The sequence below is a fragment of the Bacillus sp. 9.4 genome (assembly GCF_055486415.1).
Genome location: NZ_JBVFMU010000002.1, coordinates 412212 through 436205, shown reverse-complemented (window position 1 = coordinate 436205; position 23994 = coordinate 412212). Strand labels below are relative to the sequence as shown.

Genomic DNA, 23994 nt, shown 5'->3' with positions numbered 1-23994 from the left:
GCGCTTTTTCACATTAAGCCTGGGGATGAATCATATCGTAAATAGCGGCAAGCTGTTCTTGTGACAGGGCACTGAAGAGTTTTTCATAAACGTCAGCTTGCAGTGGCGTTGCACCTGCTTGTAGCGCTGCGTCTTTATCATAGCTGTACACATCATCTTGTAGCACAATGGCTGCTTGAAGAATGTGAATCTTGAGAGAAACAGCGGAGAAAAATTGTTCAAGTGCAAGTGCTTCTTTTTCTGTGAAGCCAAGTTCAACTGCTTTTTCTGTATCAAATTTGTAATTTCCATCCTCGAGATACACACATTGTGAAACAATGCTGAAAAATTCTGATGTCGATTCCCAGAGTGTAGCAATTACCTGAGCCTCTTCTTTTGTCATTCCTAACTCGACAGCTTTTTCGCTGTCAAAATAATATACACCGTCTTGTTCGTATATACATTGATTTAATATATCAATGAATGTATTGAGATCTTCATTAGTGCTCGCCTGATGCTGGAGTTGAACAGCAGTGTTATCAACCAGTGTTTTTGCGCTGGCTGCATCAGGACCGAACGTTAATAGAGCAGCTGAGGTTATTGCGGCAGTCGTTAACATAGCTTTTTTTACAAATGTTTTCTTCATGTTTCTTCTCTCCCTTTTGTGAATTGTGCTACAAATTCCATTATAGGGAGTAGTTTCCGGTGGAGGAATAGGCGCTATGGTATTTTATGCGTATCGTTGCCGAACTACTTTTTGAAGGCTGCACGTGTGACCGTTAGAACGATTGTCTATGTATGTAGGCTGTTTTGCATCTTCCTGACTAAGAAACAGGGGAGATAAGGCTTAAAGAAATGAAAAACACCGCTTTCTTTGCGGTGTTTTTTGATTACAATGTCGCCGGCGGGGCAATGCTTTTAATCAAGCAAGCCTTGTTCGCGCATTTTCTTTTTTAATGTAAATCCGCCGCCCATGACAGCGCAAACAAGTACAATGCTGGCGATAATGCCTGCAGGGCTTTTTTCAGCGATAAAGACGCCGATCAGCATAATGCTGAAAACCGCTGCAAATGCAAATAATAGTAAAAGCCAATTCATTTTTTTCATAATTTCCATCCCCTTTTACGTCTTATATTAAGTTTACAGAAAAACGTGACGCTTTTAAAGAGGATGTGTGATATAATATGAAAGTTATCTAATTTTTTTAGGAGATGAAAAAGTGAAACTTCGAAATGATCTTCGCAACATCGCGATTATTGCCCACGTTGACCATGGGAAAACGACTCTAGTCGATCAGCTTTTACATCAGGCTGGTACGTTCCGTGCCAACGAACAGGTTGCTGAACGCGCAATGGACTCTAATGATCTTGAACGCGAACGCGGCATTACAATATTGGCGAAAAATACTGCGATTAACTATAAAGATACACGTATCAATATTTTGGACACCCCTGGACACGCAGACTTTGGGGGAGAAGTAGAACGGATTATGAAAATGGTTGACGGCGTAGTGCTTGTCGTTGACGCATATGAAGGCTGTATGCCTCAAACTCGTTTTGTTCTGAAAAAAGCTCTTGAGCAAAACCTGAACCCTGTTGTTGTTGTAAACAAAATTGACCGTGACTTTGCTCGTCCAGAGGAAGTTATCGATGAAGTTCTGGATCTGTTCATTGAGCTTGATGCTAATGAAGAGCAGCTCGAGTTCCCGGTGGTATATGCTTCCGCGATTAATGGAACAGCGAGTCTTGATCCGAAACAACAGGATGAAAACATGGAAGCTTTATATGAAACCATTATTAAGCATGTTCCGGCACCTGTTGATAATGCAGAGGAGCCGCTTCAATTCCAAGTTGCCCTTCTTGACTACAACGACTATGTAGGCCGTATCGGAATCGGACGCGTATTCCGCGGCACAATGAAAGTCGGACAGCAGGTTTCTCTTATGAAGCTTGACGGAACGGCAAAGTCATTCCGTGTTACAAAGATTTTTGGTTTCCAAGGCTTAAAGCGTGTGGAAATTGAAGAAGCAAAAGCGGGAGACCTCGTTGCGGTTTCCGGGATGGAAGATATCAACGTTGGTGAAACGGTATGTCCTGTAGACCATCAAGATCCGCTTCCGGTGCTTCGCATTGATGAGCCGACACTTCAAATGACATTTGTCGTGAATAACAGTCCGTTTGCAGGCCGTGAAGGCAAATATGTAACGGCCCGCAAAATCGAAGAGCGTCTTCAATCACAGCTTCAGACGGATGTGAGCTTGCGTGTTGAGCCAACAGCTTCTCCTGATGCTTGGGTTGTTTCAGGACGCGGTGAGCTGCACTTGTCAATTTTAATTGAAAATATGCGTCGTGAGGGCTATGAGCTTCAAGTGTCAAAACCTGAAGTTATTATCAAAGAAATCGACGGCGTACGCTGTGAGCCTGTTGAACGTGTGCAAATTGATGTTCCTGAAGAGCATACTGGCTCTGTCATGGAATCAATGGGTGCCCGCAAAGGCGAAATGGTTGATATGATCAACAACGGAAACGGCCAAGTCCGTCTCATCTTTACAGTCCCTTCCCGCGGATTGATCGGTTACTCTACAGAATTCCTATCATTAACACGCGGATTCGGTATTTTGAACCATACGTTTGACAGCTACCAGCCGATGCAGGCAGGCCAAGTCGGCGGACGCCGTCAAGGTGTACTTGTGTCAATGGAAAACGGAAAAGCAACATCATACGGTATTCAAGGAATTGAAGACCGCGGTGTCATCTTCGTTGAGCCGGGTACTGAAGTATACGAAGGAATGATCGTTGGAGAGCATAACCGTGACAATGACCTTGTTGTTAACGTCAGCAAAATGAAACAGCAAACAAACGTCCGTTCCGCGACAAAGGATCAGACAACTACAATTAAAAAAGCGCGCATCATGTCTCTTGAGGAGTCTCTAGAGTACTTAAACGAAGATGAATATTGTGAAGTAACACCTGAATCCATCCGTTTAAGAAAGAAGATCCTCAATAAGAACGAACGTGAAAAAGCAGCTAAAAAGAAAAAAACAGCAGGATTGTCTTAATCTCGTGCAGAATTTGAAAAGATAGAACCCGTACGTTTACAGGGGAGGGAATCTTTTTGAATGACGTAAGCGAACGTCTGTCGTTCTTCGCCGCTCTATATCAAGTAGACCGGCAGCCTGCGGCAGGCATGTGGCTGCTGTACGGCACGATTTTTGTGTTGGCCGTTATTGTATTTAAGCTTGGATTTGCTAAACGGCTTCCTGTATTAAAATCTGCAGTGGTGTATGTATTTTTGGCGTTGGGCTGCACTGTTTTGACTTTTTTAGGGGTGTTTTTGCCCGTGGCAGAAGGATTGGTCGTCGCTGCGCTGATTTTAATCATTTACAAAATCCGGCTGTATCAGTCGAAAAAAGGACAGTCTGCAAAATCATAAAAGACTCAGCTGAAAGCTGAGTCTTTTTTGTGTTCTGTATGGTTAAGCGGCCGCTTTATTTTTTGACTTTTTCTTTTTTCTGCTGTCCCGGGTGAAAAGTAAATTTTCCCGTTTTCAGCCGTTCCTCTGTTTTTTTGGCAATCCGATCGTGGCAGTCTTGGCACATATATGTATGGATCGGGCGGTTTCGAAGCCGTTTCGCGATCAGGGTATCATCATCAATTGTTTCAATTTTATCGCAAATAGAACATTTGACCCTCATCATATCACCTCTTTCACTAACATGTATTATAGCACGGATCAGAAGCTGTCCAAAATAAGAAAAAGCTAAAGCGCAAGGCTATAGCTTAGTCATTGTTGTTCTTTTTCATATGATGATCAGATTGATCGTTTTGCTCCTTCTCCATTTCCTGTTGCTGTTTTCTATTTAATTGGTCATTTTGCTGCTTTGTTTGCGGTTCGTCTTCATTGTCAATCACATCGTTAGGCACTTCGGGAAGCACTCGGCCGACAATTGCAGCTAATTCATCCAGTATGCCTGTTACCGGATGGCCCTCGCTGATTTCTCTGCTCATTTCACGAAGGCGGCTGACCGTATCGGGATCAGCAATGACTACTGCGTTGGCGCCATATCGATCATTCTTTAGCGCCTGAGCTACAGAATATTTAATGGTTTCCACTTTGCTTCTGTCCAAAGTATCATCGACATCAATCCCAACAACAGCATAGCCTCCCAGCACAACGGCTGTTGCATCCTTGACGTCGGGGTTTTTTTCAGCAACGCTGACAAGATGCTTGGCAATATCCGTTCTTGTTCCATTGTCTTTTGTTTCTTGAGTTGTGTCCTTTACGTGAATCGGTCTAGTCTCCTGCTGTCTTGTTGATTCTTTTTCAACATTCTGGCCCTGTTTTCCTTGTTGATAGGCACAAGCGGACAGGATAAGTGTCAGCTGTATGATAATGAAAAGAATTCGCACTTGCGGGTTCCCTCCTTAAAATGCTTTCATTAATTTTATTGTTGAATTAACCTTCTATCTTTATGCACAAAAACATATATTTTAGCAGGCATTCACCTTTTTCATCAAAAGAGAAGCAGGAAGAACTTTGACCCTTATATCAGGAGGCTGAGACTTGAGTAAAATTTATGTGTTAGATACGAATGTGTTATTACAGGATCCTAACGCGATATTTTCTTTTGAAGAAAATGAGGTTGTCATCCCTGCTGTCGTTTTAGAAGAGGTTGATTCAAAAAAACGGTATATGGACGAAGTTGGGAGGAATGCAAGGCACGTATCTAAGCTAATCGATGCGCTAAGACAAAAGGGCAGGCTGCATGAGCATGTACCGCTTGACACCGGCGGCACACTGAGAATTGAACTGAATCATCGTTCGTTTCACCAGCTGCAAGAGATCTTTATTGAAAAGACGAACGATAATCGCATATTAGCCGTTGCGAAAAACTTGAGCCTCGAGGAAGAAACCAAGGAAAATGGCAGGCCGGTTATCCTCGTCAGTAAGGATGTACTGGTCAGGGTTAAAGCCGACGCAATCGGACTGCTTGCTGAAGATTTCTTGAATGACCGGGTTGTAGACAATGATGAAATGTACAGCGGCTATAAAGATTTATATATCAGCCAGCAGCTGTTCAGCTCTTTTTACGGGAAAAATCAAATTTCAGTAAACGATGTGAAACAGCATGCGTTTTATCCGAATCAGTTTGCTTTAATGAAGGATGAGCTAGGAGGATCCTCCTCGGCAGTCGGAATTGCAGACAAAACCGGAACGGTATTAAAAAGACTCGTATTTGATGATGAACATATATGGGGAATCAGGCCGAAAAATGTACAGCAGACAATGGCATTAGAGCTTTTGCTGCGGGAAGATATTCCGCTTGTCACCCTGATCGGAAAAGCGGGAACCGGCAAAACACTCTTAGCTTTGGCGGCAGGGCTATTACAGACAGAAGACTTGGGAATATATAAAAAGCTGGTCGTCGCAAGGCCGATTGTTCCTGTTGGCAAGGACATCGGGTATTTGCCAGGCGAAAAAGAGGAAAAGCTAAAGCCTTGGATGCAGCCGATTTTTGACAACTTAGAGTTTCTGTTTAATGCGAAAAAACCAGGGGAGCTTGATGCTATTTTGGCGGGAATTGGCTCAATTCAGGTAGAGGCGCTGACTTATATCAGAGGGAGAAGCATTCCAGATCAATTTATTATCATTGATGAAGCGCAAAATTTGACCAGGCATGAGGTGAAAACTTTGCTGACGAGAGTCGGTGAAGGCAGTAAAATTGTCTTAATGGGTGACCCTGAACAAATTGATCACCCATATTTAGACAGTCTGAACAATGGTTTGGCCTATGTGGTTGAGCGGTTTAAAGGACAACCCATCTCAGGCAGCGTGAAGCTGTTAAAAGGTGAGAGATCAGGTCTCGCCCAGCTCGCAGCTGATTTGCTGTAACATTAAATGATTTCGATCTCTTTTACATCGGTAATCGGCTGTTTGTGATGAACCGGGTCTTCAAAGTAAATATGCACGGGGCCGCCTTCTTGAATCGGCTTGCCTGCCTCACTGAAATGGACAATACTGTTCAGAGCGGTTTCCAGAGAAACGGCGGCCTTTCCCGAACTTGTGACAAATACACATTGTGTCGCAGAGCTGTTCGGCTCAGCATTTTTCAGGACAGTCCCAAGTATCATTGCGAAACTGCCGTTCATCAGTTTTTGCTTCTCATATTGCTTTTCCGTCTTTAATGTAGGCGGCGCGATTCGCCCCTCTCTGATGACGCGTTCCGGATCAAGGTCTGATTCATCCCCGGCTGATTGTAAATATGTGTCTTGACTGTCCCCTTTGCGGTCAAACGAAAATTTGCGATCATCAAAAATCCATACGCTTGGATCAATGGTAATTGGATATGTAACATTGCCTTTTACTTGGATAACGCTCATGATATGACCCCCTTCTCTCAAAATTATAAAAGTTTTCGCATGAATTGTCACTTTGTGTACAAATTATGTGTATTGAAATGCTGAGGGAACGAGGGTGTTTGCATGGTATGCCGGCATAATGATGAGCTTGAAGCCTTAGTGAAAAAGGCGAAAAAAGTAACGGACAAGGGGGAGGTAGCCAGCTATATTCCCGCCTTGGCAAAAGCTGATAAACACGACCTGTCAGTGGCGATTTATTATTCCAATAATGTTTGTCTGTCAGCAGGTGACGTAGAAAAAACATTTACGCTTCAAAGTATATCGAAAGTCCTTTCCCTTGCTTTGGTGTTAATGGAATACGGCAAAGATAAGGTCTTCAGTTATGTTGGACAGGAGCCGACCGGTGATCCGTTTAATTCAATTATCAAGCTTGAAACAGTGAATCCGAGCAAGCCGTTAAACCCTATGATTAATGCCGGGGCATTGGTAGTGACAAGTCTGATAAGAGGAAGAACGGTGAAAGAGAGACTTGATTATTTGCTTTCTTTTATCAGAAGGCTGACAAACAACCAAGAGATTACATATTGCCGGGAAGTGGCTGAATCTGAATACAGCACTTCAATGATTAATCGGGCGATGTGTTATTATATGAAGCAGTACGGCATTTTTGAAGATGATGTAGAAGCAGTAATGGATTTATACACGAAGCAATGCGCGATTGAGATGAACAGCCTGGATTTAGCGAAAATCGGATCTGTATTTGCATTGAACGGCAGACATCCAGAGACTGGGGAGCAAGTCATCTCAAAAGATGTCGCTAGAATTTGCAAAACGTTTATGGTGACGTGCGGAATGTACAATGCAAGCGGGGAATTCGCAATTAAGGTCGGAATTCCTGCGAAAAGCGGCGTATCCGGCGGGATTATGGGCATTTCGCCTTACGATTTCGGGATCGGCATATTCGGCCCCGCATTAGACGAAAAAGGGAACAGCATTGCAGGTGTAAAGCTTTTGGAAATAATGTCTGAGATGTACAGGCTGAGTATTTTTTAATTTATGTCATATGCTTAAATCCTCTTGCATTTTCTGTTGATACCCTTTATGATAAATAGAAGAATTAGGTACTCGCCTGGGGAACGGAGGGATACTTTTGGCTTCAGAGATGATAGTTGACCATCGGCAAAAAGCTTTTGAACTCTTAAAAGTGGACGCTGAGAAGATTTTGAAGCTGATCCGAGTACAAATGGATAACTTAACGATGCCTCAATGTCCTCTATATGAAGAGGTTTTAGATACTCAAATGTTCGGGCTTTCGAGGGAAATCGATTTTGCTGTCCGCCTGGGATTGGTTGATGAAAAAGACGGTAAAGACCTTTTATACACATTGGAACGCGAATTGTCTGCTTTACATGACGCGTTTACAGCTAAATAAATGATAAAACTCAAACTTATTAACAGTTTGGGTTTTTTTATAACCGCTATTTTTCTCTCATCTCATAAAAGACGGTCTTTTTTTACACATTCCTTCCGAATCGTATAGAGATTCTTCGTCTCGTTTGATAAATTGTAGTAAAATAAAAAAGATAAATACATAAAAACCATAGATAATGGAAGTTAGAAGCAGGGAAGAGGATGTTATGTTAAAAAAAATGCTAAAATCTTATGATTACTCACTGATATTCGCAATCGTTTTATTATGCGGATTCGGTTTAGTGATGGTATACAGCTCAAGCATGATTACGGCTGTCTCCCGGTATGGAGTAAGCAGTAATTTTTTCTTCATGCGGCAGCTGTTTGCTTTAATTGCGGGTGGCGCTCTATTTATTCTCATGGCGTTGTTTCCTTATAAAGCACTGGCCCATCAAAGGTTTCAGAAGGGGATACTGCTTGTATCTGTTCTTGCGCTTATCTCACTGTTTGTATTCGGGCATGTTGCCGGAAACGCGCAGAGCTGGTTTAAAATCGGCGGAATGAGTATTCAGCCGGGGGAGTTTGTGAAACTGGTCGTGATTTTATACCTTGCAGCCGTATATGCAAAAAAACAAAGTTATATCGACCATCTGTTAACGGGAGTAGCCCCTCCGGTAGTCATGACGCTTATAATTTGCGGGTTAATTGCCATGCAGCCAGATTTCGGTACAGCCATGATTATAGGGTTAATTGCGACGTGCATGATCTTGTGCTCCGGCTTCAGCGGAAAGACGCTGGTGAGGCTGCTTTTGCTCGGCGGAATTGTTTTAATTTTAGTCAGCCCGATTCTCTATTTAAATCAGGATCAAATTTTAACTAAAGGCCGTTTGGCGCGTTTTGAGAGTCTTGAAGACCCATTTAAGTATGCAAATTCATCAGGTTTACAAGTGATCAATTCTTATTATGCGATCGGCTCAGGCGGCATTTTCGGCTTGGGGCTCGGTGAAAGTATCCAAAAATACGGATATCTGCCTGAATCACACACTGACTTTATTATGGCTGTCATTGCTGAAGAGCTCGGCATTTTTGGGGTATTGTTTGTGGTTTTCTTATTGGGCTTTGTCGTCATTAAAGGTTTTTATATAGCCAGAAAATGCGAGGACCCGTTTGGAAGTCTTCTGGCGATCGGCATTTCAAGCATGATTGCCATACAATCGTTTATCAACCTTGGCGGTGTCAGCGGATTAATTCCGATTACAGGGGTTACGCTGCCATTTATCAGTTACGGGGGCTCTTCTTTAGTGCTGCTGCTGGCGAGTATGGGGATATTAGCGAATATCAGCATGTTTGTGAAATATTCAGAGAATAAGAAAAAGAAAGAGCCCTTGGCGCCGAAGGGAATGAAAAAGAAACAGCTCAAAAAAACTGTTTATCTGTAAAAAACAAGTGTGTACAGGGGAAGGATATTCCGCTATGATAGATTATATTCCATTCGGGTAAGGGGGAGAAAAGTTTGTCTCAGCAATCGATACAAAAAGTATTAGTAGCAAACAGGGGAGAAATTGCAATCCGAATATTCCGGGCGTGTACCGAGTTGAATATTCGTACAGTTGCGGTCTATTCAAAAGAAGATTCCGGTTCCTACCATCGGTACAAAGCGGATGAAGCATACTTGGTCGGTGAAGGGAAAAAACCGATTGATGCTTACCTGGATATTGAAGGTATCATTGATATTGCGAAAAGAAACAAAGTCGATGCAATTCATCCGGGATACGGTTTCTTATCTGAAAATATTCATTTTGCGAGACGATGTGAAGAAGAAGGCATCGTATTCATAGGGCCAAAATCCGAGCATCTCGATATGTTTGGTGACAAGGTAAAAGCGCGTGAGCAGGCAGAAAAAGCGGGAATCCCCGTGATTCCGGGAAGCGACGGTCCTGCCGAAACGCTTGAAGCCGTCGAACTATTTGGACAAGCTAACGGTTATCCGATCATCATTAAAGCCTCGCTTGGCGGCGGCGGCCGCGGTATGCGGATTGTCAGATCTGAAAGTGAAGTCAAAGAAGCATATGAGCGTGCTAAATCAGAGGCGAAAGCAGCCTTTGGCAATGATGAAGTTTATGTAGAAAAATTAATTGAGAATCCGAAACATATTGAGGTTCAGGTCATTGGAGACAAGCAGGGAAATGTCGTCCATCTTTTTGAGAGGGATTGCTCCGTTCAAAGACGCCATCAAAAAGTCATTGAAGTGGCGCCGAGTGTCTCGCTGTCACCTGAATTAAGGGACCAAATTTGTGAGGCGGCAGTTGCGCTTGCCAAAAATGTAAACTATATAAATGCGGGGACGGTCGAATTCCTTGTTGCAAACAACGAGTTCTACTTTATTGAAGTAAACCCTCGCGTACAAGTTGAACACACGATAACAGAAATGATTACTGGTGTCGATATTGTTCAAACTCAGATCCTTGTTGCCCAAGGGCACAGCCTTCACAGCAAAAAAGTAAATATTCCTGAGCAAAAGGACATTTTTACAATCGGCTATGCCATTCAGTCACGGGTTACGACTGAGGATCCGCAAAATGATTTCATGCCTGATACAGGAAAAATCATGGCTTACCGCTCAGGCGGCGGTTTTGGTGTCCGTCTTGATACCGGAAACAGCTTCCAGGGTGCCGTGATCACACCATACTATGATTCGCTTCTCGTTAAGCTTTCAACTTGGGCTTTAACGTTTGAACAGGCAGCTGCCAAAATGGTGCGAAACCTTCAGGAGTTTAGAATCAGAGGCATAAAAACGAACATTCCATTCCTTGAGAACGTTGCAAAACATGAGAAGTTCCTGACAGGGCAATATGATACGTCTTTCATTGATACAACGCCTGAATTATTTAATTTCCCTAAACAAAAAGACCGCGGAACGAAAATGCTCACTTACATCGGCAATGTGACAGTAAACGGTTTCCCCGGAATCGGGAAAAAAGAAAAACCGGCGTTTGACAAACCGTTAAGCGTAAAAGTAGACGTTGATCAGCAGCCTGCCAGAGGAACAAAGCAAATTCTCGATGAAAAAGGCGCAGAAGGGCTTGCAAATTGGGTTAAGGAGCAGAAATCTGTCCTTTTAACTGATACGACATTCAGGGATGCCCACCAATCGTTATTGGCAACTAGAATCAGATCGCATGATTTGAAAAAAATCGCAAATCCGACGGCTGCGTTATGGCCTGAACTATTCAGTATGGAAATGTGGGGAGGCGCGACCTTCGATGTAGCCTACCGATTCCTGAAAGAAGATCCGTGGAAGCGTTTGGAAGATCTTCGCAAAGAAGTGCCGAATACCTTATTCCAGATGCTGCTACGCTCATCAAATGCGGTCGGCTATACGAATTATCCGGACAATGTGATTAAAGAATTTGTGAAGCAATCAGCTCAATCCGGTATTGATGTGTTTCGTATTTTCGACAGCTTAAACTGGGTAAAAGGGATGACGTTAGCCATTGATGCTGTTAGGGATACCGGCAAAGTGGCAGAAGCTGCGATTTGTTATACGGGAGATATCCTTGACAAGAACCGGACGAAGTACGACCTTGCATATTATACATCGATGGCGAAGGAGCTTGAGGCGGCCGGAGCCCATATTCTCGGGATTAAAGATATGGCAGGGCTGTTAAAACCGCAGGCTGCATATGAGCTCGTTTCTGCGTTGAAAGAAACGATCGACATTCCGGTTCACCTTCATACGCATGATACGAGTGGAAACGGTATTTATATGTATGCGAAAGCTGTTGAAGCCGGCGTTGATATCATAGACGTGGCGGTCAGCTCAATGGCGGGATTAACGTCACAGCCTAGCGCGAGCGGATTTTATCATGCGATGGAAGGCAACGACCGCCGTCCGGAAATGAATGTCCAAGGCGTTGAATTGCTGTCCCAATATTGGGAGTCGGTGCGTAAATATTATAGTGAATTTGAAAGCGGAATGAAGTCTCCGCATACTGAAATTTATGAACACGAAATGCCAGGGGGCCAATACAGCAACCTGCAGCAGCAAGCCAAGGGAGTAGGCCTTGGCGACCGCTGGAACGAAGTCAAGGAAATGTACAGACGCGTGAACGATATGTTCGGTGACATCGTCAAGGTAACGCCTTCCTCAAAAGTAGTCGGAGATATGGCACTCTACATGGTGCAAAACAATCTGACTGAAAAAGACGTTTACGAAAAAGGTGAATCTTTAGATTTCCCTGATTCTGTCGTGGAGCTTTTTAAAGGAAATATCGGCCAGCCTCATGGCGGATTCCCGGAAAAACTGCAAAAGCTGATCTTAAAAGGACAGGAGCCGATTACAGTCAGACCGGGCGAACTGCTTGAGCCGGTGTCATTTGAAGCGATCAAACAGGAATTTAAAGAGCAGCATAACTTGGAAATTTCAGATCAGGATGCTGTGGCGTATGCCCTTTATCCTAAAGTCTTCACTGATTATGTGAAAACGACAGAAAGCTATGGAGACATCTCGGTATTAGATACACCGACATTCTTCTACGGTATGACATTAGGTGAAGAGATAGAAGTTGAAATTGAGCGCGGCAAAACGCTGATCGTTAAGCTGATTTCAATCGGTGAGCCTCAGCCTGACGCCACCCGCGTCGTTTATTACGAACTCAACGGGCAGCCGCGTGAAGTAGTCATTAAAGATGAAAGCATTAAGTCTTCCGTTCAGGAAAGGCTGAAAGCAGACCGGACAAATCCAAGCCACATCGCAGCTTCCATGCCTGGAACCGTTATTAAGGTATTGGCTGAAGCAGGCACAAAAGTCAATAAAGGTGATCATTTGATGATTAATGAAGCGATGAAAATGGAAACAACGGTTCAGGCGCCTTTCTCAGGAACAATCAAGCAGGTTCATGTGAAAAATGGCGAGCCGATCCAAACGGGAGATCTGCTTCTCGAAATTGAAAAAGCATAAAAAAAACAAGAGTGTATATCAATGATATACACTCTTGTTTTTTATATAGAAAATGTGGAGTGAAACAGATGGTTAGAAGAGATATAAGGGGACTTCAGAGATTATACAGTACTGTCACAAGTCCAAAATAAAAAGAGGCTTATATACCACCAATTTTTTAGATGCTTTGTAGTAGTCCATGCATATTTCTATAAGCACTATCTGATTTTCCAATGGCCAAAATGATTAATACTTATGTTCGCGGGCTATAGATGCATATGAAATTTCTATAATCACGATGAGAAAGGAGACAGCCTTAAGTGAGCCGCTCACTGATCATCAAGTTCAGCGAAGGCTGGCCATTGAAACAATAAAGCGCCAAAACAAGACATGAAAAAAGACCAAAGCCGCCTAAGGCTTTGGTCTTGAGTCCTTATGATTGCCTGGATTCGTAACGGAAACGAGCAATCAATAATAAGAAGTAGCATAGAACGCCAAACAGACAGGCAATAAAGAACGAGTGGGCAAGTGCAAAGCCCAGAGCCAGTTCAGAGTATACGATCATAATCCCGGACAGTGCCTGTAATGTAATGAAAATAAGACATGAGATCCATCCCCAAAAGATCTGTTTTTGATCTTTATAGGAGATAATAGCATGAACAGCGGCAACAATAATCCATACAAATAACAGTAAGGCTGCTGCTCTGTGGCCCATTTGCACCCATTCATGGAATTGGGTCGGAAGTCCATTGTTCAGCGGGCTGCACAGCGGCACATCAGGACATGCCAGACTTGATTCAGTGTGTCTTACATATGCGCCTGTATACACAACGATATAGGAATATATTAAAATTCCTATCATGTGAAATTGCATCTTTTTGCCGATTTGAAGCGGCTTAACCAGTGTTCTGACTGATTTATCAGCTTCAAATATGAGCAATGTCAAAATAAGCACTGAAGCAAAAGAAATTAATGAGATGCCGAAGTGAAGCGCCATAATCAGCGCGTTCGAACCGAATACGACAGCCAATGCGCCAAGCAATGCCTGAAGAAATAAAAAGATAATTGACATGATCGCGAGAAACGTTGTTTCACGGAAAATCGGCGTGATTTTTCTCCATGACCAAAACGCAAGGCTTAGCACAAGGATAATAGAGATTCCGCTTGCGAATCGGTGGCTCCATTCAATAATTGAAGCCGGATTCAGTTCAGGGAAAAAACGGCCGTGACACAGCGGCCACTGTCTGCCGCATCCTTGGCCGGAACCTGTTTTTGTAACGAGGGCACCCCCGATTAAAACAATTAGCATGACAAATGTCGTCAGAACACCGAGAGCTTTTAATGCTTTATTCATACAATATTCACCTTCTCAACATACTGCTGCAATTTTATATACGTTCCAAGTGTAAGCGAATATGTGTTTTGTGGCAATTCCCAGAGCCTTTTGTTCACAAAAATATAATAGAATGACGGCTTCTGGAAAATGTACACTTGATTATTCATGCCGGGTCTGATAGAAATAAGGTAAACGCAATGCCGATTTGGAGATTGCCTTCATCTTTGGTAAAATTCATAAAAAGTTCACAAATAAATTCCTGTTTGTCGTTTAATATTTAATAGGATGTTTTTTTACAAGATGTTATCTTGTATGATAGAGTTGCAGGTTATTTTATTCTCCTGCGTTAGGTTTGTAAGGGAGGTTTACGTTATGGCTAACTCCAGAATCTTAAATGATACAGCTATAGACGGACAAATTGAAGAAACAACGGCATGGAAAGATTTTCTGTCCCTTATTAAAATAGGGATCGTCAATTCTAACCTCATCACGACTTTCACTGGAATGTGGCTTGCACTGCATATTTCCGGTTTAAGTTTTTTAGGCAATATAAACACCGTTCTTCTTACGTTAATCGGGTCTTCACTGATTATTGCGGGCTCCTGTGCGATCAATAACTGGTATGACCGGGACATTGACCATCTTATGGAGCGTACGAAAGTAAGACCGACGGTTACGGGTAAAATTCAGCCGAGTCAGGCGTTATGGTCTGGAATTTTGCTGGTTGCTTTAGGATTGATCATGCTGCTGATGACAACTGTCATGGCTGCTGTTATCGGTTTTATCGGAGTCTTTACGTATGTTGTATTGTACACAATGTGGACGAAACGCCGCTATACGATTAACACAGTAGTAGGAAGCGTTTCCGGTGCAGTGCCGCCGCTTATTGGATGGACGGCAGTGGAAGGGAATATCGGTGTCGTAGCATGGGTGTTATTCATGATTTTATTTATTTGGCAGATTCCTCACTTCTTAGCATTGGCTATTAAGAAAACAGAGGATTACAGAGCTGCAAATATTCCGATGCTTCCTGTCGTATACGGATTTGAAGTGACAAAAAGACAAATTATTGTGTGGGTTGCGTGCCTGATGCCGCTTCCGTTTTTCCTTGGTAGCCTGGGTCTTCCGATTGTGATTCTCGGCTTGCTGTTAAATATCGGCTGGCTGATTCTTGGCTTAATGGGATTCCGCTCCAAGAATATCATGAAGTGGGCAACACAAATGTTCGTTTACTCGCTTAACTACATGACAATCTATTTCGTTGCCATGGTTGTCTTGACGCTTTTCTAAAAAATAGATATGATGCTTGTTTTATCGCTTCAAAATAAACGATGACAACTAGTAAATGCCGCCTTGACCTCTTGTTTAATCAGGCGGCTTTACTTTTATACATAGATGGCATTTTGAGTAAAAAAACTCATAATTTAAGAGAAGAGGAAATGTAAGTGCTTTATTGGTGATAGGTTGGATGGCGATAGATTTCGATCCGCTTTCCGCCTTTGTATTGACCAGAAAAGGGGTTGGGTGAAATGGTAAAGCATTGGCGTCTTATTTTATTATTAGCCTTAGTGCCGCTTCTATTAAGCGGATGTGGAAAACCTTTTTTATCCACGCTCAAGCCTGCTGGCGAGGTGGCTGATAAACAGTATGACCTGACAGTGCTCAGCACATTGATTATGGTTGTTGTTGTTGCAGTAGTATCTGTTATCTTCTTTTATGTGATTGTGAGATTCAGAAGATCACGGGTCGGTGAGAACACGATACCGAAACAGGTAGAGGGGAATAAATTTTTAGAAATCACATGGACCGTGATCCCGATTTTGCTGCTCATTATTCTTGTGATTCCTGTTGTATTATATACGCTGGAGCTAGCGGACACATCACCAATGGATAAAAAAGGCCGCAAAGCTGAGGATGCTCTTGTAGTCAATGTTAGGGCAAATTTATACTGGTGGGAGTTTGAGTATCCTGATTACGGCATTATCACAAGCCAGGAGCTGATTGTACCGACAGATCAGCGTGTATATTTTAATTTAAAAGCCTCTGATGTAAAACATTCCTTCTGGATTCCTTCAGTTGGAGGAAAACTTGATACGAATACGGATAATGAAAATAAGTTCTTCCTGACATTTGATTCAAAACGAAGCAAAGAGGCAGGAGATATGTTTTTTGGGAAGTGTGCAGAGCTTTGCGGCCCTTCACATGCGCTGATGGATTTTAAGGTGAAGACAATGTCTGCAAAGGAATTTCAGGGCTGGACAAAAGAAATGAAAAACTATAAATCTACAGCAGAGAGCGATTTGGCTAAGCAGGGTGAAGAACTGTTTAAAGAGAAAAACTGCCTGAGCTGCCATGCGGTAGAGCCGAATGATAAGCGTGCAGAAGCCGCTAGAACGGCACCTAACTTGGCGACCTTCGGTGAAAGGACAAAAGTGGCAGGGGTGAAAGAGGCCAACAAAGAAAATGTGAAGGCTTGGCTGAAGGACCCTGACAGCATAAAGCCGGGGAACAAAATGACAGGCACATATCCAAAGCTCTCAGACAGCGAAACAGATGCGCTTTATGAATACTTAAAAGGCTTAAAAGCGGAAAGCAAGTAGGGAAGAAAGGGAGATATTGGGGGAGGTCACATATGTTGAATGCGCTTACAGAAAAGCGGACGCGCGGATCTATGCTTTGGGATTATTTGACGACGGTGGACCATAAAAAAATCGCGATTCTTTATTTAGTGGCAGGGGGATTCTTCTTTCTTGTCGGGGGAATTGAAGCGATGTTTATCAGAATTCAGCTTGCAAAGCCGGAAAATGCGTTTCTCAGTGCTCAAGCGTACAATGAAGTAATGACTATGCACGGAACGACGATGATCTTTCTTGCTGCGATGCCGCTCTTATTTGCCTTGATGAATGCGGTTGTGCCTTTGCAGATCGGGGCTCGGGACGTTTCGTTTCCATTTTTAAACGCGCTTGGTTTTTGGCTCTTCTTTTTCGGGGGCATTTTCTTAAATCTAAGCTGGTTTTTGGGCGGAGCGCCAGATGCGGGCTGGACGTCATATGCCTCACTTTCGCTTCATTCTAAAGGGCACGGCATAGACTTTTTCGTCCTCGGACTCCAAATATCGGGGCTCGGGACGCTGATAGCCGGGATTAACTTTTTGGCCACGATTATCAACATGAGGGCTCCGGGCATGACGTATATGAGGCTGCCTTTGTTTACATGGACGACATTTGTGGCCTCGGCATTGATTTTGTTTGCGTTTCCGCCGCTTACGGTCGGATTGGCTCTCATGATGCTGGATCGGCTGTTCGGAACCAATTTCTTTAATCCGGAGCTTGGCGGAAATACGGTCATTTGGGAACATTTATTTTGGATCTTCGGCCACCCGGAGGTTTATATCCTAATTTTGCCTGCATTCGGTATTTTTTCTGAGGTCATCCCTGTGTTCGCCAGAAAGCGTTTGTTTGGCTATTCTTCAATGGTTTTTGCAATCGTGCTCATTGGCTTTCTGGGCTTTATGGTTTGGGTGCACCACATGTTCACGACTGGTCTCGGCCCGATTGCAAATGCGATTTTTGCGGTTGCAACAATGGCTATCGCGATTCCGACCGGGATTAAGATTTTTAACTGGCTGTTGACGATTTGGGGAGGAAATGTGAAGTATACAACCGCTATGCTGTATGCTGTCTCATTTATTCCATCCTTTGTGCTCGGCGGTGTGACGGGAGTCATGCTGGCAGCTGCTGCGGCTGATTATCAGTTCCATGATACGTATTTTGTGGTTGCGCACTTCCACTACGTCATTATTGGCGGCGTTGTATTCGGCCTTTTAGCCGGTGTTCATTTCTGGTGGCCGAAAATGTTCGGTAAAATTCTGCATGAAACGATGGGGAAAATTTCATTTGTATTGTTTTTTATCGGCTTTCACCTCACGTTTTTCATTCAGCATTTTGTCGGCTTAATGGGGATGCCGCGCCGGGTTTATACGTTTTTGCCAGGACAGGGTCTGGAAACCGGCAACTTGATCAGTACAATCGGGGCGTTTTTTATGGCGGCAGCTGTTATTCTTCTGCTGGTCAATGTCATATGGACATCGGTAAAAGGTGAATATGTAGGTGCTGATCCATGGCATGACGGACGTACGCTGGAATGGACCGTTTCTTCACCGCCGCCGGAGTATAACTTTAAACAGCTTCCTTTTGTCAGAGGACTTGATCCGCTTTGGATCGAGAAGCAGGCAGGGCACAAATCAATGACGCCGGCGGAACCGGTTGATGATATTCATATGCCAAACGGCTCAATCCTGCCGCTCATCATTTCCTTCGGCCTTTTTGTCGCAGCGTTCGGGCTGCTGTACAGAAGTGATTACGCTTGGGGTCTGCCGGTGATCTTTATCGGGCTCGGCATCACATTTATTACGATGCTGCTTCGTTCAGTAATTGATGATCACGGCTATCATATTCATAAAGAGGAACTGCCGAACGATGATAAAGGGGTGAAGGCATAATGCAAGTTCAAGAAAAATTCACCGCAGAAACCTTTCCAGCTTCTCCTGAAAAAGTAACCCTGGAAGGGAAAAATAAATTTTTAGGCTTTTGGCTTTTTCTTGGCGGAGAGACTGTTCTGTTTGCGTCTCTCTTCGCCACGTTTCTTGCGCTCCGGAATTCAAATGCCGGTGATCCGCCTACGACGGAAATGTTCGATGTGACACTTGTATTCATTGCCACAATGCTTCTATTAACGAGCAGTTTAACGAGTGTGTACGCGATGTACCACATGAAGAACTTTTCCTTCGGCAAGATGCAGCTTTGGCTGGGAATTACGATTTTATTGGGGGCGGGCTTTTTAGGACTGGAAATCTATGAGTTCAAGCATTACACCCATGAATTTGGCTTTACCATCACAAGCTCTGCCCTTGGTTCTGCGTTTTACACGCTTGTCGGTACACACGGCGCCCACGTGGCATTTGGGCTTATGTGGATCAGCACGCTTATGATCCGCAATGCCAAGAGAGGGCTGAATCTGTATACGGCGCCTAAGTTTTACGTTGCCAGCCTTTACTGGCACTTTATTGATGTCGTGTGGGTCTTCATCTTTACCGTTGTATATTTAATGGGGATGGTGGGATAAACATGGTCGATAAAAAAAGCAGAGGGCATATCAATAGCGACCTTGAATTTAAGAAAAAAAAGCATGCCCGGGAGATGAAATATCAAGTCCTGTCTTTTGGTTTAATGATCGGTCTTACGATTGTTGCATTTCTGACTGTGGCCACGGACGGTGTCGGCAGCTGGTTTACGATTCCTTTCATTATTTTGCTAGCTGCAATTCAAGTCATCTTTCAGCTGTATTATTTCATGCATATGAATCAGAAAGGGCATGAGGCGCCGGCACTGTTTTTGTATTCAGGGGTGTTTGTCGCGTTTATCACTGTGCTTGCGTTTGTGACAATTATATGGTGGTAATTTGAACAGCCGCCGGAGGTGAAGAAATGAATCAGTTGGAGATATTTGGGTTTCGCGCGATGTGGAGCCCTTATCTTTTTTGTATCCTGTTAGGCATTACGGCGCTTTATCTCTATTTTTACAGGCGAATGTCTTCAAAGCCGAATCGAATAACTGGTAAAGAGATGGTGTGCTTTCTGTCGGCGATGCTGTTTTTATATGCAGCCGAGGGAAGCCCGGTTGATCTGCTCGGACATATTATGTTCAGCGCGCATATGGTGCAGATGGCCGTCCTGTATTTGGTTGTCCCGCCGCTTTTGATCGCGGGAATTCCTGCATGGCTCTGGGAAAAAATCATTTTCAGGCCTTCAATCAAACCGGTTTTTTCCTTTTTTACGACGCCTTTAATTGCTTTGCTTTTGTTTAACGGCATTTTTTCTTTATATCATGTACCGCTTATATTTGATACTGTCAAAACGGATCCATTTTACCATACATTAATCACTTGGCTTATCTTTGTGCTTTCGTTCTTCATGTGGTGGCCGCTTGTTCATAAGGTTGAGCGTCTACGGCAGCTCAGCGGCTTGATGAAGCTGGGTTATATTATGGCGGACGGTATGCTGCTCACACCTGCTTGCGCCTTGATCATGTTCAGCGGTGCACCGTTATACGCCACCTATACAGATCCGGCTGTATGGGCTGAGGCAATGAGGCTTTGTGTGCCAGCGGATATGATGGGGCAGGTCCCATTAACAGGGCCAGAGATGTTGAATACACTGCCTTTGTTAGAGGATCAGCAGCTCGGAGCAGTCATGATGAAAATCATTCAGGAAATTGTGTACGGTACTTTTTTGGCCATTATTTTTTTCCAATGGGTGAAGAAAGAAAGGGAAAAGGACGGACAGGAGGAGCCGCCGTATATTCAGCAGACGATATCATAAAAGGTACAGCGAAATATGCTGTACCTTTTCGTTACATTTGAACTGTTTTTAACATGTTGGCTATGTCCTGAATCAGTGCCTTGCTTTTTGTCACAACCTGTACGGGAAACTCTTCCGTTTCTCCATATTCTACTCCATGAGGGTAGTAATGCTTTCCTAGGAGAGGGGACATTAATTGAATCACGGCGCGCCCGCTTCCGACATCGCCTTCTGCCGCAATACCTTGTATCCGCAGGTAAAACGTACCCTCAATCGTCGAAAACTTCTTGTCATAGGTGACTCTCTCGTAATCCCATTGACCCGCTCTGATGAGACCTTTGCTTTCCATTAAGTCGTCTAGCCAGCTGAGCTCTGCCTTAACCCCTTCAAGTCCGCTTTCAGTAAACTTCAACACTGACCCCTCCTTATAAAAATTACCTTTCCTGACAATCATAGTATGAAAGCGTTAAACTTTCAATGAATCTTCTTCTTTTGAAAGTATGCAAAAATTAAATTTTGACGACAATAGCACTAGACTAAAGGAGGTTAAACGGATGACAAAAATAAAAGATCTGATGACAGCCGACTTGCAATATTGCACGGTATTAGATAATGTATATGAAGCTGCAGTAAAGATGAAGGACGCAAATGTAGGAGCGATTCCGGTAGTTGATGAGGACGGGGAAACATTGGTCGGCATCGTAACCGACCGCGATCTCGTATTAAGAGGAATCGCCATCAAAAAACCGAACTCGCAAAAAATCACTGACGCGATGACCGAAAAACCTGTCAGTGTGGAGGAAGATGCTTCAGTCGATGAGGTTCTTCATTTGATGGCATCGCATCAGCTCAGAAGGATACCAGTTACAAAAAATAAAAAACTGACTGGAATTGTCACGCTTGGTGATCTTTCTTTATCTGAGCAAACGAATGAACGTGCCGGCAGCGCCTTATCGGATATTTCCGAGGGTGATAATAGAGAAGAAGGCTTTTTTCATTAACACATAAATCTTTGACATGTTAAATAGGCTGTATTGTAATGGGATGTAAACAAGGGATTGTGAATCGCCACGGGGGTGATAGATTGAAAAATATATTGAGAGCAATGGTTATCCTTTTGATTATCTGCGGAACCTACGTTCTGTTTATTCAATATGGATCTGTTCCTGAAAAGAAATCAAATGACAGCGAGCCTCAGGTGTCGAATGAGGAAGCGCAAAGCGGCAAACGAATACATATGCCGACTTCAGGGTTATTGTCCTTCATGGGCAAGCCCGCCGATGAAGTAACGAAAAAGCTCGGGGAACCTGAACGTATTGACCCTTCGGCTTATGATTACGATTGGTGGGTATACAATCAAGGTAAGGATCAATATATCCAAATCGGGGTATTGAACAATAAAGTGGTCACATTATTCGCGGCTGGGAATGATATTAACGCCAAGCCTTTCAAAATTGGAGAATCAACTGGCGAAGTATTCAAGACCACCCAGGTGGCACCATTTGTGAATGTAGAGTATAAAGGAAATTCCTATCGGTTTGAATTTTCTGAAGAGGATATCAATACAAGACCTACTGTAAAGGTTGGAAAGATGTATGTCCAGCTGTATATGGACAAATTTGAGGGGAAGTTATCCAGCATTAGGGCGTTTGATGCGCAAACCTTTGTAAAGCAAAGACCTTATGAGGTAGTGTACCGCGGGGAATTAATTAAACCGAAAGCCGTTTCAGATGAGAAATGGAGAAAAATCCAAACAACGAGTGAAAAGCAAATCCTTGATTTGACGAATGTCATACGTGTTAAACATGGACTTGCGAAGCTTGAGTGGGATCAGCCAACGGCGGAAGTGGCATTTGGACATAGCGAGGATATGAAGGAAAATAATTATTTCTCCCATGTCTCTAAAAAATACGGCTCGCTGAAAGACCGCTTAGAAGAAGGGCATGTTGACTTTCAGCAAGCGGGAGAAAATATCGCATACAATTATGTGGACGGTCCGGCCGCTGTAGAAGGCTGGCTGAATAGCGAAGGCCATCGAAAAGCGCTTCTGAATTCAGATTATACGCATCTTGGTGTCGGAGTAGACCGGAAATATTACACCCAAAATTTTATTAAGCGATGGTAATGAAAGCCGCGGACGAATGGTTCCCGGCTTTTTCTATTTCCATACAAGCTGGTCTGAATGAATGTGCTGATAGCTTACAGATAAGGCCGATTCCCATCCCTTCAGTCAGGCTTTTTCACCAGTGTATAGGGATATCGCTAAAAATTCATTTGGGAATGAATATAGGCGAACACAATGCCCGACAAAACGATACATTGTAGTAGGTAACGATTTTCGGAGGGGGTGAGGATTGTGGCGAATCAACATGCCAATCATTCAATCAATGACTTTAAACAATTCGTCAAAAAGCATCCCAAGCTGATAAAAGAAGTGCGCAAAGAACAAAGAAGCTGGCAGGACGTATATGAAAATTGGGTCCTCTTCGGGGAGAGCGATCCGATTTGGGATCCGTATCGGGAACCGGAAGAAGCTGCTGAAGCTGTGCCTGAAACACCGCAAAAAAATGATTTTGTCTCGAAAATGGTGACAGCGGTGAAAAAGATGGATGTCAATCAAATGAACGAACAAATCAATAAAATGAGCCAGTCGATCTCATCGTTGCAAAGCCTTCTTAATACATTTTCCGGAAGCGGACAGAAGCATTCTCAGCCAGGCTCTGGACAGCATCCTTTTTCTTTTCGAAAGGATTAAAAAAGGGGAGCTCATATGCGCAAAGAGGTTCAGGAATATATTTTAGCAAATGAAGAACGGAAACGATTCATCAGAGAACAGCCGATATGGTACCGCAGGCTTTCAAGAAAACCGGATGATCTGTCCTCCTTTCAGCTTGAAATGATGAATTTTTATGAAAAAACCATTCCGCATCGGGTGAATCAGTTTACGAACGGGATTCAAATGGCGCAAATGATGATGCAAATGTTTCAAGCGATGCGGACAAAAGATTAAAAGGCCCCGAAAAAGGGTCTTTTTTCATGCGGACATAAGGTTTTGTATACGGCTGCGGTTAAGCATTTTCCAATTGGCTGGTTTCATGGTAAACTAACAACTGGAGGTGCATGTTATGTATGCGACGATGGAATCCGTGCGGCTTCAAAGTGAAGCTCAGCAGCTTGCCGAGATGATTCTGCAGTCGGAGACGGCTGAGAACTACCGCAATTGTTACAAGCGTCTCCAGGAAGATGAAGAGGCAGGTCGGATTATTCGTTCTTTTATCAAAATAAAAGAGCAGTATGAGGATGTACAGCGTTTTGGCAAATATCATCCTGACTATAGAGAAATATCCCGGAAAATGAGGGAGATCAAACGTGAGCTGGACCTGAACGACAAGGTGGCTGACTTCAAGAGAGCTGAAAATGAGCTCCAGTCCATTCTTGATGAGGTCAGCGTCGAGATTGGGACAGCTGTTTCGGAGCATGTGAAAGTTCCGACTGGGAACCCTTATTTTGACGGTTTGTCTTCATGCGGAGGCGGCTGCGGTTCAGGCGGAAGCTGCGGATGTAAAGTGTCCTGACGAGACTGGCCGTCTCGTCTTTTACATATAAGAGAAAA

25 protein-coding genes are annotated in these 23994 nt (G+C 43.5%); 18 read left to right on the top strand and 7 right to left on the bottom strand.

Annotation, left to right across the window (positions count from 1 at the left end; genetic code table 11):
* Nucleotides 1-13 precede the first annotated feature (13 nt).
* Nucleotides 14-625: a hypothetical protein gene (locus tag ACZ07B_RS08725; RefSeq protein ID WP_086343807.1), complete on the bottom strand. Its 612-nt coding sequence runs from the start codon at nucleotides 623-625 to the stop codon at nucleotides 14-16.
* 272 nt (nucleotides 626-897) lie between these two features.
* Complete coding sequence (locus ACZ07B_RS08720; RefSeq protein ID WP_003245500.1) at nucleotides 898-1086, bottom strand: YlaF family protein; 189 nt, start codon at nucleotides 1084-1086, stop codon at nucleotides 898-900.
* 112 nt (nucleotides 1087-1198) lie between these two features.
* On the opposite strand from ACZ07B_RS08720, the gene typA reads away from it, so the two are divergent.
* Complete coding sequence (gene typA, locus ACZ07B_RS08715) at nucleotides 1199-3037, top strand: translational GTPase TypA (RefSeq protein WP_003232278.1); 1839 nt, start codon at nucleotides 1199-1201, stop codon at nucleotides 3035-3037.
* A 56-nt stretch (nucleotides 3038-3093) separates the two neighbouring features.
* Nucleotides 3094-3411: a YlaH-like family protein gene (locus ACZ07B_RS08710; protein ID WP_003232274.1), complete on the top strand. Its 318-nt coding sequence runs from the start codon at nucleotides 3094-3096 to the stop codon at nucleotides 3409-3411.
* A 55-nt stretch (nucleotides 3412-3466) separates the two neighbouring features.
* Here the strand turns inward: ACZ07B_RS08710 and ACZ07B_RS08705 are convergent, their stop codons facing one another.
* Together ACZ07B_RS08705 and ACZ07B_RS08700 are read right to left on the bottom strand one after the other, a co-directional pair.
* Nucleotides 3467-3676, bottom strand: a complete 210-nt coding sequence (locus tag ACZ07B_RS08705; RefSeq protein WP_080351412.1) for a YlaI family protein — start codon at nucleotides 3674-3676, stop codon at nucleotides 3467-3469.
* An 82-nt stretch (nucleotides 3677-3758) separates the two neighbouring features.
* Nucleotides 3759-4388: a YhcN/YlaJ family sporulation lipoprotein gene (locus tag ACZ07B_RS08700; RefSeq protein WP_464877106.1), complete on the bottom strand. Its 630-nt coding sequence runs from the start codon at nucleotides 4386-4388 to the stop codon at nucleotides 3759-3761.
* 154 nt (nucleotides 4389-4542) lie between these two features.
* On the opposite strand from ACZ07B_RS08700, the gene ACZ07B_RS08695 reads away from it, so the two are divergent.
* Nucleotides 4543-5871: a PhoH family protein gene (locus tag ACZ07B_RS08695; RefSeq protein ID WP_003245272.1), complete on the top strand. Its 1329-nt coding sequence runs from the start codon at nucleotides 4543-4545 to the stop codon at nucleotides 5869-5871.
* A gap of 2 nt (nucleotides 5872-5873) precedes the next feature.
* On the opposite strand, the gene ACZ07B_RS08690 is transcribed toward ACZ07B_RS08695, so the two are convergent.
* Entirely contained in the window at nucleotides 5874-6359 is a 486-nt protein-coding gene (locus ACZ07B_RS08690) for a peptidyl-prolyl cis-trans isomerase (RefSeq protein ID WP_464877105.1), read from the bottom strand.
* 102 nt (nucleotides 6360-6461) lie between these two features.
* Here ACZ07B_RS08690 and glsA point away from each other — a divergent pair, with 102 nt between their 5' ends.
* From glsA to pyc, 4 genes are all read left to right on the top strand, one after another.
* The gene (glsA, locus tag ACZ07B_RS08685) at nucleotides 6462-7391 is read left to right on the top strand and encodes a glutaminase A (protein WP_003232263.1); all 930 of its coding nucleotides are present in this window, start codon (nucleotides 6462-6464) and stop codon (nucleotides 7389-7391) included.
* Between the two features lie 97 nt (nucleotides 7392-7488).
* Nucleotides 7489-7770, top strand: a complete 282-nt coding sequence (locus ACZ07B_RS08680; RefSeq protein ID WP_003245286.1) for an Fpa/YlaN family protein — start codon at nucleotides 7489-7491, stop codon at nucleotides 7768-7770.
* 205 nt (nucleotides 7771-7975) lie between these two features.
* Nucleotides 7976-9187, top strand: a complete 1212-nt coding sequence (gene ftsW / locus ACZ07B_RS08675; protein ID WP_464877104.1) for a cell division protein FtsW — start codon at nucleotides 7976-7978, stop codon at nucleotides 9185-9187.
* Between the two features lie 74 nt (nucleotides 9188-9261).
* Complete coding sequence (pyc, locus tag ACZ07B_RS08670) at nucleotides 9262-12708, top strand: pyruvate carboxylase (protein ID WP_464877103.1); 3447 nt, start codon at nucleotides 9262-9264, stop codon at nucleotides 12706-12708.
* A gap of 412 nt (nucleotides 12709-13120) precedes the next feature.
* Here the strand turns inward: pyc and ctaA are convergent, their stop codons facing one another.
* A complete protein-coding gene (gene ctaA, locus ACZ07B_RS08665) occupies nucleotides 13121-14041 on the bottom strand; it encodes a heme A synthase CtaA (RefSeq protein WP_003232254.1) in 921 nt (306 codons plus the stop codon).
* A 354-nt stretch (nucleotides 14042-14395) separates the two neighbouring features.
* Between ctaA and cyoE the strand changes: the two genes are divergently transcribed.
* The 6 genes from cyoE to ctaG all read left to right on the top strand — a co-directional run bounded on the left by cyoE (nucleotide 14396) and on the right by ctaG (nucleotide 20402).
* A complete protein-coding gene (gene cyoE, locus ACZ07B_RS08660) occupies nucleotides 14396-15313 on the top strand; it encodes a heme o synthase (protein WP_003232250.1) in 918 nt (305 codons plus the stop codon).
* A gap of 239 nt (nucleotides 15314-15552) precedes the next feature.
* Nucleotides 15553-16623: a cytochrome c oxidase subunit II gene (gene coxB, locus ACZ07B_RS08655; RefSeq protein WP_014663859.1), complete on the top strand. Its 1071-nt coding sequence runs from the start codon at nucleotides 15553-15555 to the stop codon at nucleotides 16621-16623.
* A 32-nt stretch (nucleotides 16624-16655) separates the two neighbouring features.
* Nucleotides 16656-18524, top strand: a complete 1869-nt coding sequence (ctaD, locus tag ACZ07B_RS08650; protein WP_003232245.1) for a cytochrome c oxidase subunit I — start codon at nucleotides 16656-16658, stop codon at nucleotides 18522-18524.
* Nucleotides 18524-19147, top strand: coding sequence for a cytochrome c oxidase subunit III (ctaE, locus tag ACZ07B_RS08645; RefSeq protein ID WP_003232244.1), 624 nt, complete (start codon nucleotides 18524-18526; stop codon nucleotides 19145-19147). Before ctaD ends, ctaE begins: the two co-directional genes overlap by 1 nt.
* A 2-nt stretch (nucleotides 19148-19149) precedes the next feature.
* Complete coding sequence (ctaF, locus tag ACZ07B_RS08640; RefSeq protein ID WP_003232242.1) at nucleotides 19150-19482, top strand: cytochrome c oxidase subunit IVB; 333 nt, start codon at nucleotides 19150-19152, stop codon at nucleotides 19480-19482.
* Nucleotides 19483-19508: 26 nt separating this feature from the next.
* Nucleotides 19509-20402 (top strand): cytochrome c oxidase assembly factor CtaG, encoded by an 894-nt coding sequence (gene ctaG, locus ACZ07B_RS08635; RefSeq protein WP_212083158.1) that lies wholly within the window; start codon nucleotides 19509-19511, stop codon nucleotides 20400-20402.
* A 31-nt stretch (nucleotides 20403-20433) separates the two neighbouring features.
* On the opposite strand, the gene ACZ07B_RS08630 is transcribed toward ctaG, so the two are convergent.
* Nucleotides 20434-20796, bottom strand: a complete 363-nt coding sequence (locus tag ACZ07B_RS08630) for a YugN family protein (RefSeq protein ID WP_003232238.1) — start codon at nucleotides 20794-20796, stop codon at nucleotides 20434-20436.
* A 139-nt stretch (nucleotides 20797-20935) separates the two neighbouring features.
* Here ACZ07B_RS08630 and ACZ07B_RS08625 point away from each other — a divergent pair, with 139 nt between their 5' ends.
* The 5 genes from ACZ07B_RS08625 to ricF all read left to right on the top strand — a co-directional run bounded on the left by ACZ07B_RS08625 (nucleotide 20936) and on the right by ricF (nucleotide 23956).
* On the top strand, nucleotides 20936-21382 hold the full coding sequence (locus tag ACZ07B_RS08625) for a CBS domain-containing protein (protein ID WP_003221362.1): 447 nt from the start codon (nucleotides 20936-20938) through the stop codon (nucleotides 21380-21382).
* Nucleotides 21383-21465: 83 nt separating this feature from the next.
* The gene (locus ACZ07B_RS08620; RefSeq protein ID WP_134155383.1) at nucleotides 21466-22506 is read left to right on the top strand and encodes a CAP domain-containing protein; all 1041 of its coding nucleotides are present in this window, start codon (nucleotides 21466-21468) and stop codon (nucleotides 22504-22506) included.
* A 231-nt stretch (nucleotides 22507-22737) separates the two neighbouring features.
* Entirely contained in the window at nucleotides 22738-23136 is a 399-nt protein-coding gene (ylbD, locus tag ACZ07B_RS08615) for a YlbD family protein (RefSeq protein WP_014476725.1), read from the top strand.
* A 15-nt stretch (nucleotides 23137-23151) separates the two neighbouring features.
* Nucleotides 23152-23391, top strand: coding sequence for a YlbE-like family protein (locus ACZ07B_RS08610; RefSeq protein WP_003232231.1), 240 nt, complete (start codon nucleotides 23152-23154; stop codon nucleotides 23389-23391).
* A 115-nt stretch (nucleotides 23392-23506) separates the two neighbouring features.
* The gene (gene ricF, locus ACZ07B_RS08605; RefSeq protein ID WP_003221370.1) at nucleotides 23507-23956 is read left to right on the top strand and encodes a regulatory iron-sulfur-containing complex subunit RicF; all 450 of its coding nucleotides are present in this window, start codon (nucleotides 23507-23509) and stop codon (nucleotides 23954-23956) included.
* Nucleotides 23957-23994 lie beyond the last annotated feature (38 nt).

Bases quoted from the DNA above. Each gene is read 5' to 3' on its own strand.
- ACZ07B_RS08725 (WP_086343807.1), bottom strand. From the start codon at position 625: ATGAAGAAAACATTTGTAAAAAAAGCTATGTTAACGACTGCCGCAATA.
- ACZ07B_RS08720 (WP_003245500.1), bottom strand. From the start codon at position 1,086: ATGAAAAAAATGAATTGGCTTTTACTATTATTTGCATTTGCAGCGGTT.
- ACZ07B_RS08705 (WP_080351412.1), bottom strand. From the start codon at position 3,676: ATGATGAGGGTCAAATGTTCTATTTGCGATAAAATTGAAACAATTGAT.
- ACZ07B_RS08690 (WP_464877105.1), bottom strand. From the start codon at position 6,359: ATGAGCGTTATCCAAGTAAAAGGCAATGTTACATATCCAATTACCATT.
- glsA (WP_003232263.1), top strand. From the start codon at position 6,462: ATGGTATGCCGGCATAATGATGAGCTTGAAGCCTTAGTGAAAAAGGCG.
- ftsW (WP_464877104.1), top strand. From the start codon at position 7,976: ATGTTAAAAAAAATGCTAAAATCTTATGATTACTCACTGATATTCGCA.
- ctaA (WP_003232254.1), bottom strand. From the start codon at position 14,041: ATGAATAAAGCATTAAAAGCTCTCGGTGTTCTGACGACATTTGTCATG.
- cyoE (WP_003232250.1), top strand. From the start codon at position 14,396: ATGGCTAACTCCAGAATCTTAAATGATACAGCTATAGACGGACAAATT.
- coxB (WP_014663859.1), top strand. From the start codon at position 15,553: ATGGTAAAGCATTGGCGTCTTATTTTATTATTAGCCTTAGTGCCGCTT.
- ctaD (WP_003232245.1), top strand. From the start codon at position 16,656: ATGTTGAATGCGCTTACAGAAAAGCGGACGCGCGGATCTATGCTTTGG.
- ctaE (WP_003232244.1), top strand. From the start codon at position 18,524: ATGCAAGTTCAAGAAAAATTCACCGCAGAAACCTTTCCAGCTTCTCCT.
- ctaF (WP_003232242.1), top strand. From the start codon at position 19,150: ATGGTCGATAAAAAAAGCAGAGGGCATATCAATAGCGACCTTGAATTT.
- ctaG (WP_212083158.1), top strand. From the start codon at position 19,509: ATGAATCAGTTGGAGATATTTGGGTTTCGCGCGATGTGGAGCCCTTAT.
- ACZ07B_RS08625 (WP_003221362.1), top strand. From the start codon at position 20,936: ATGACAAAAATAAAAGATCTGATGACAGCCGACTTGCAATATTGCACG.
- ACZ07B_RS08610 (WP_003232231.1), top strand. From the start codon at position 23,152: ATGCGCAAAGAGGTTCAGGAATATATTTTAGCAAATGAAGAACGGAAA.
- ricF (WP_003221370.1), top strand. From the start codon at position 23,507: ATGTATGCGACGATGGAATCCGTGCGGCTTCAAAGTGAAGCTCAGCAG.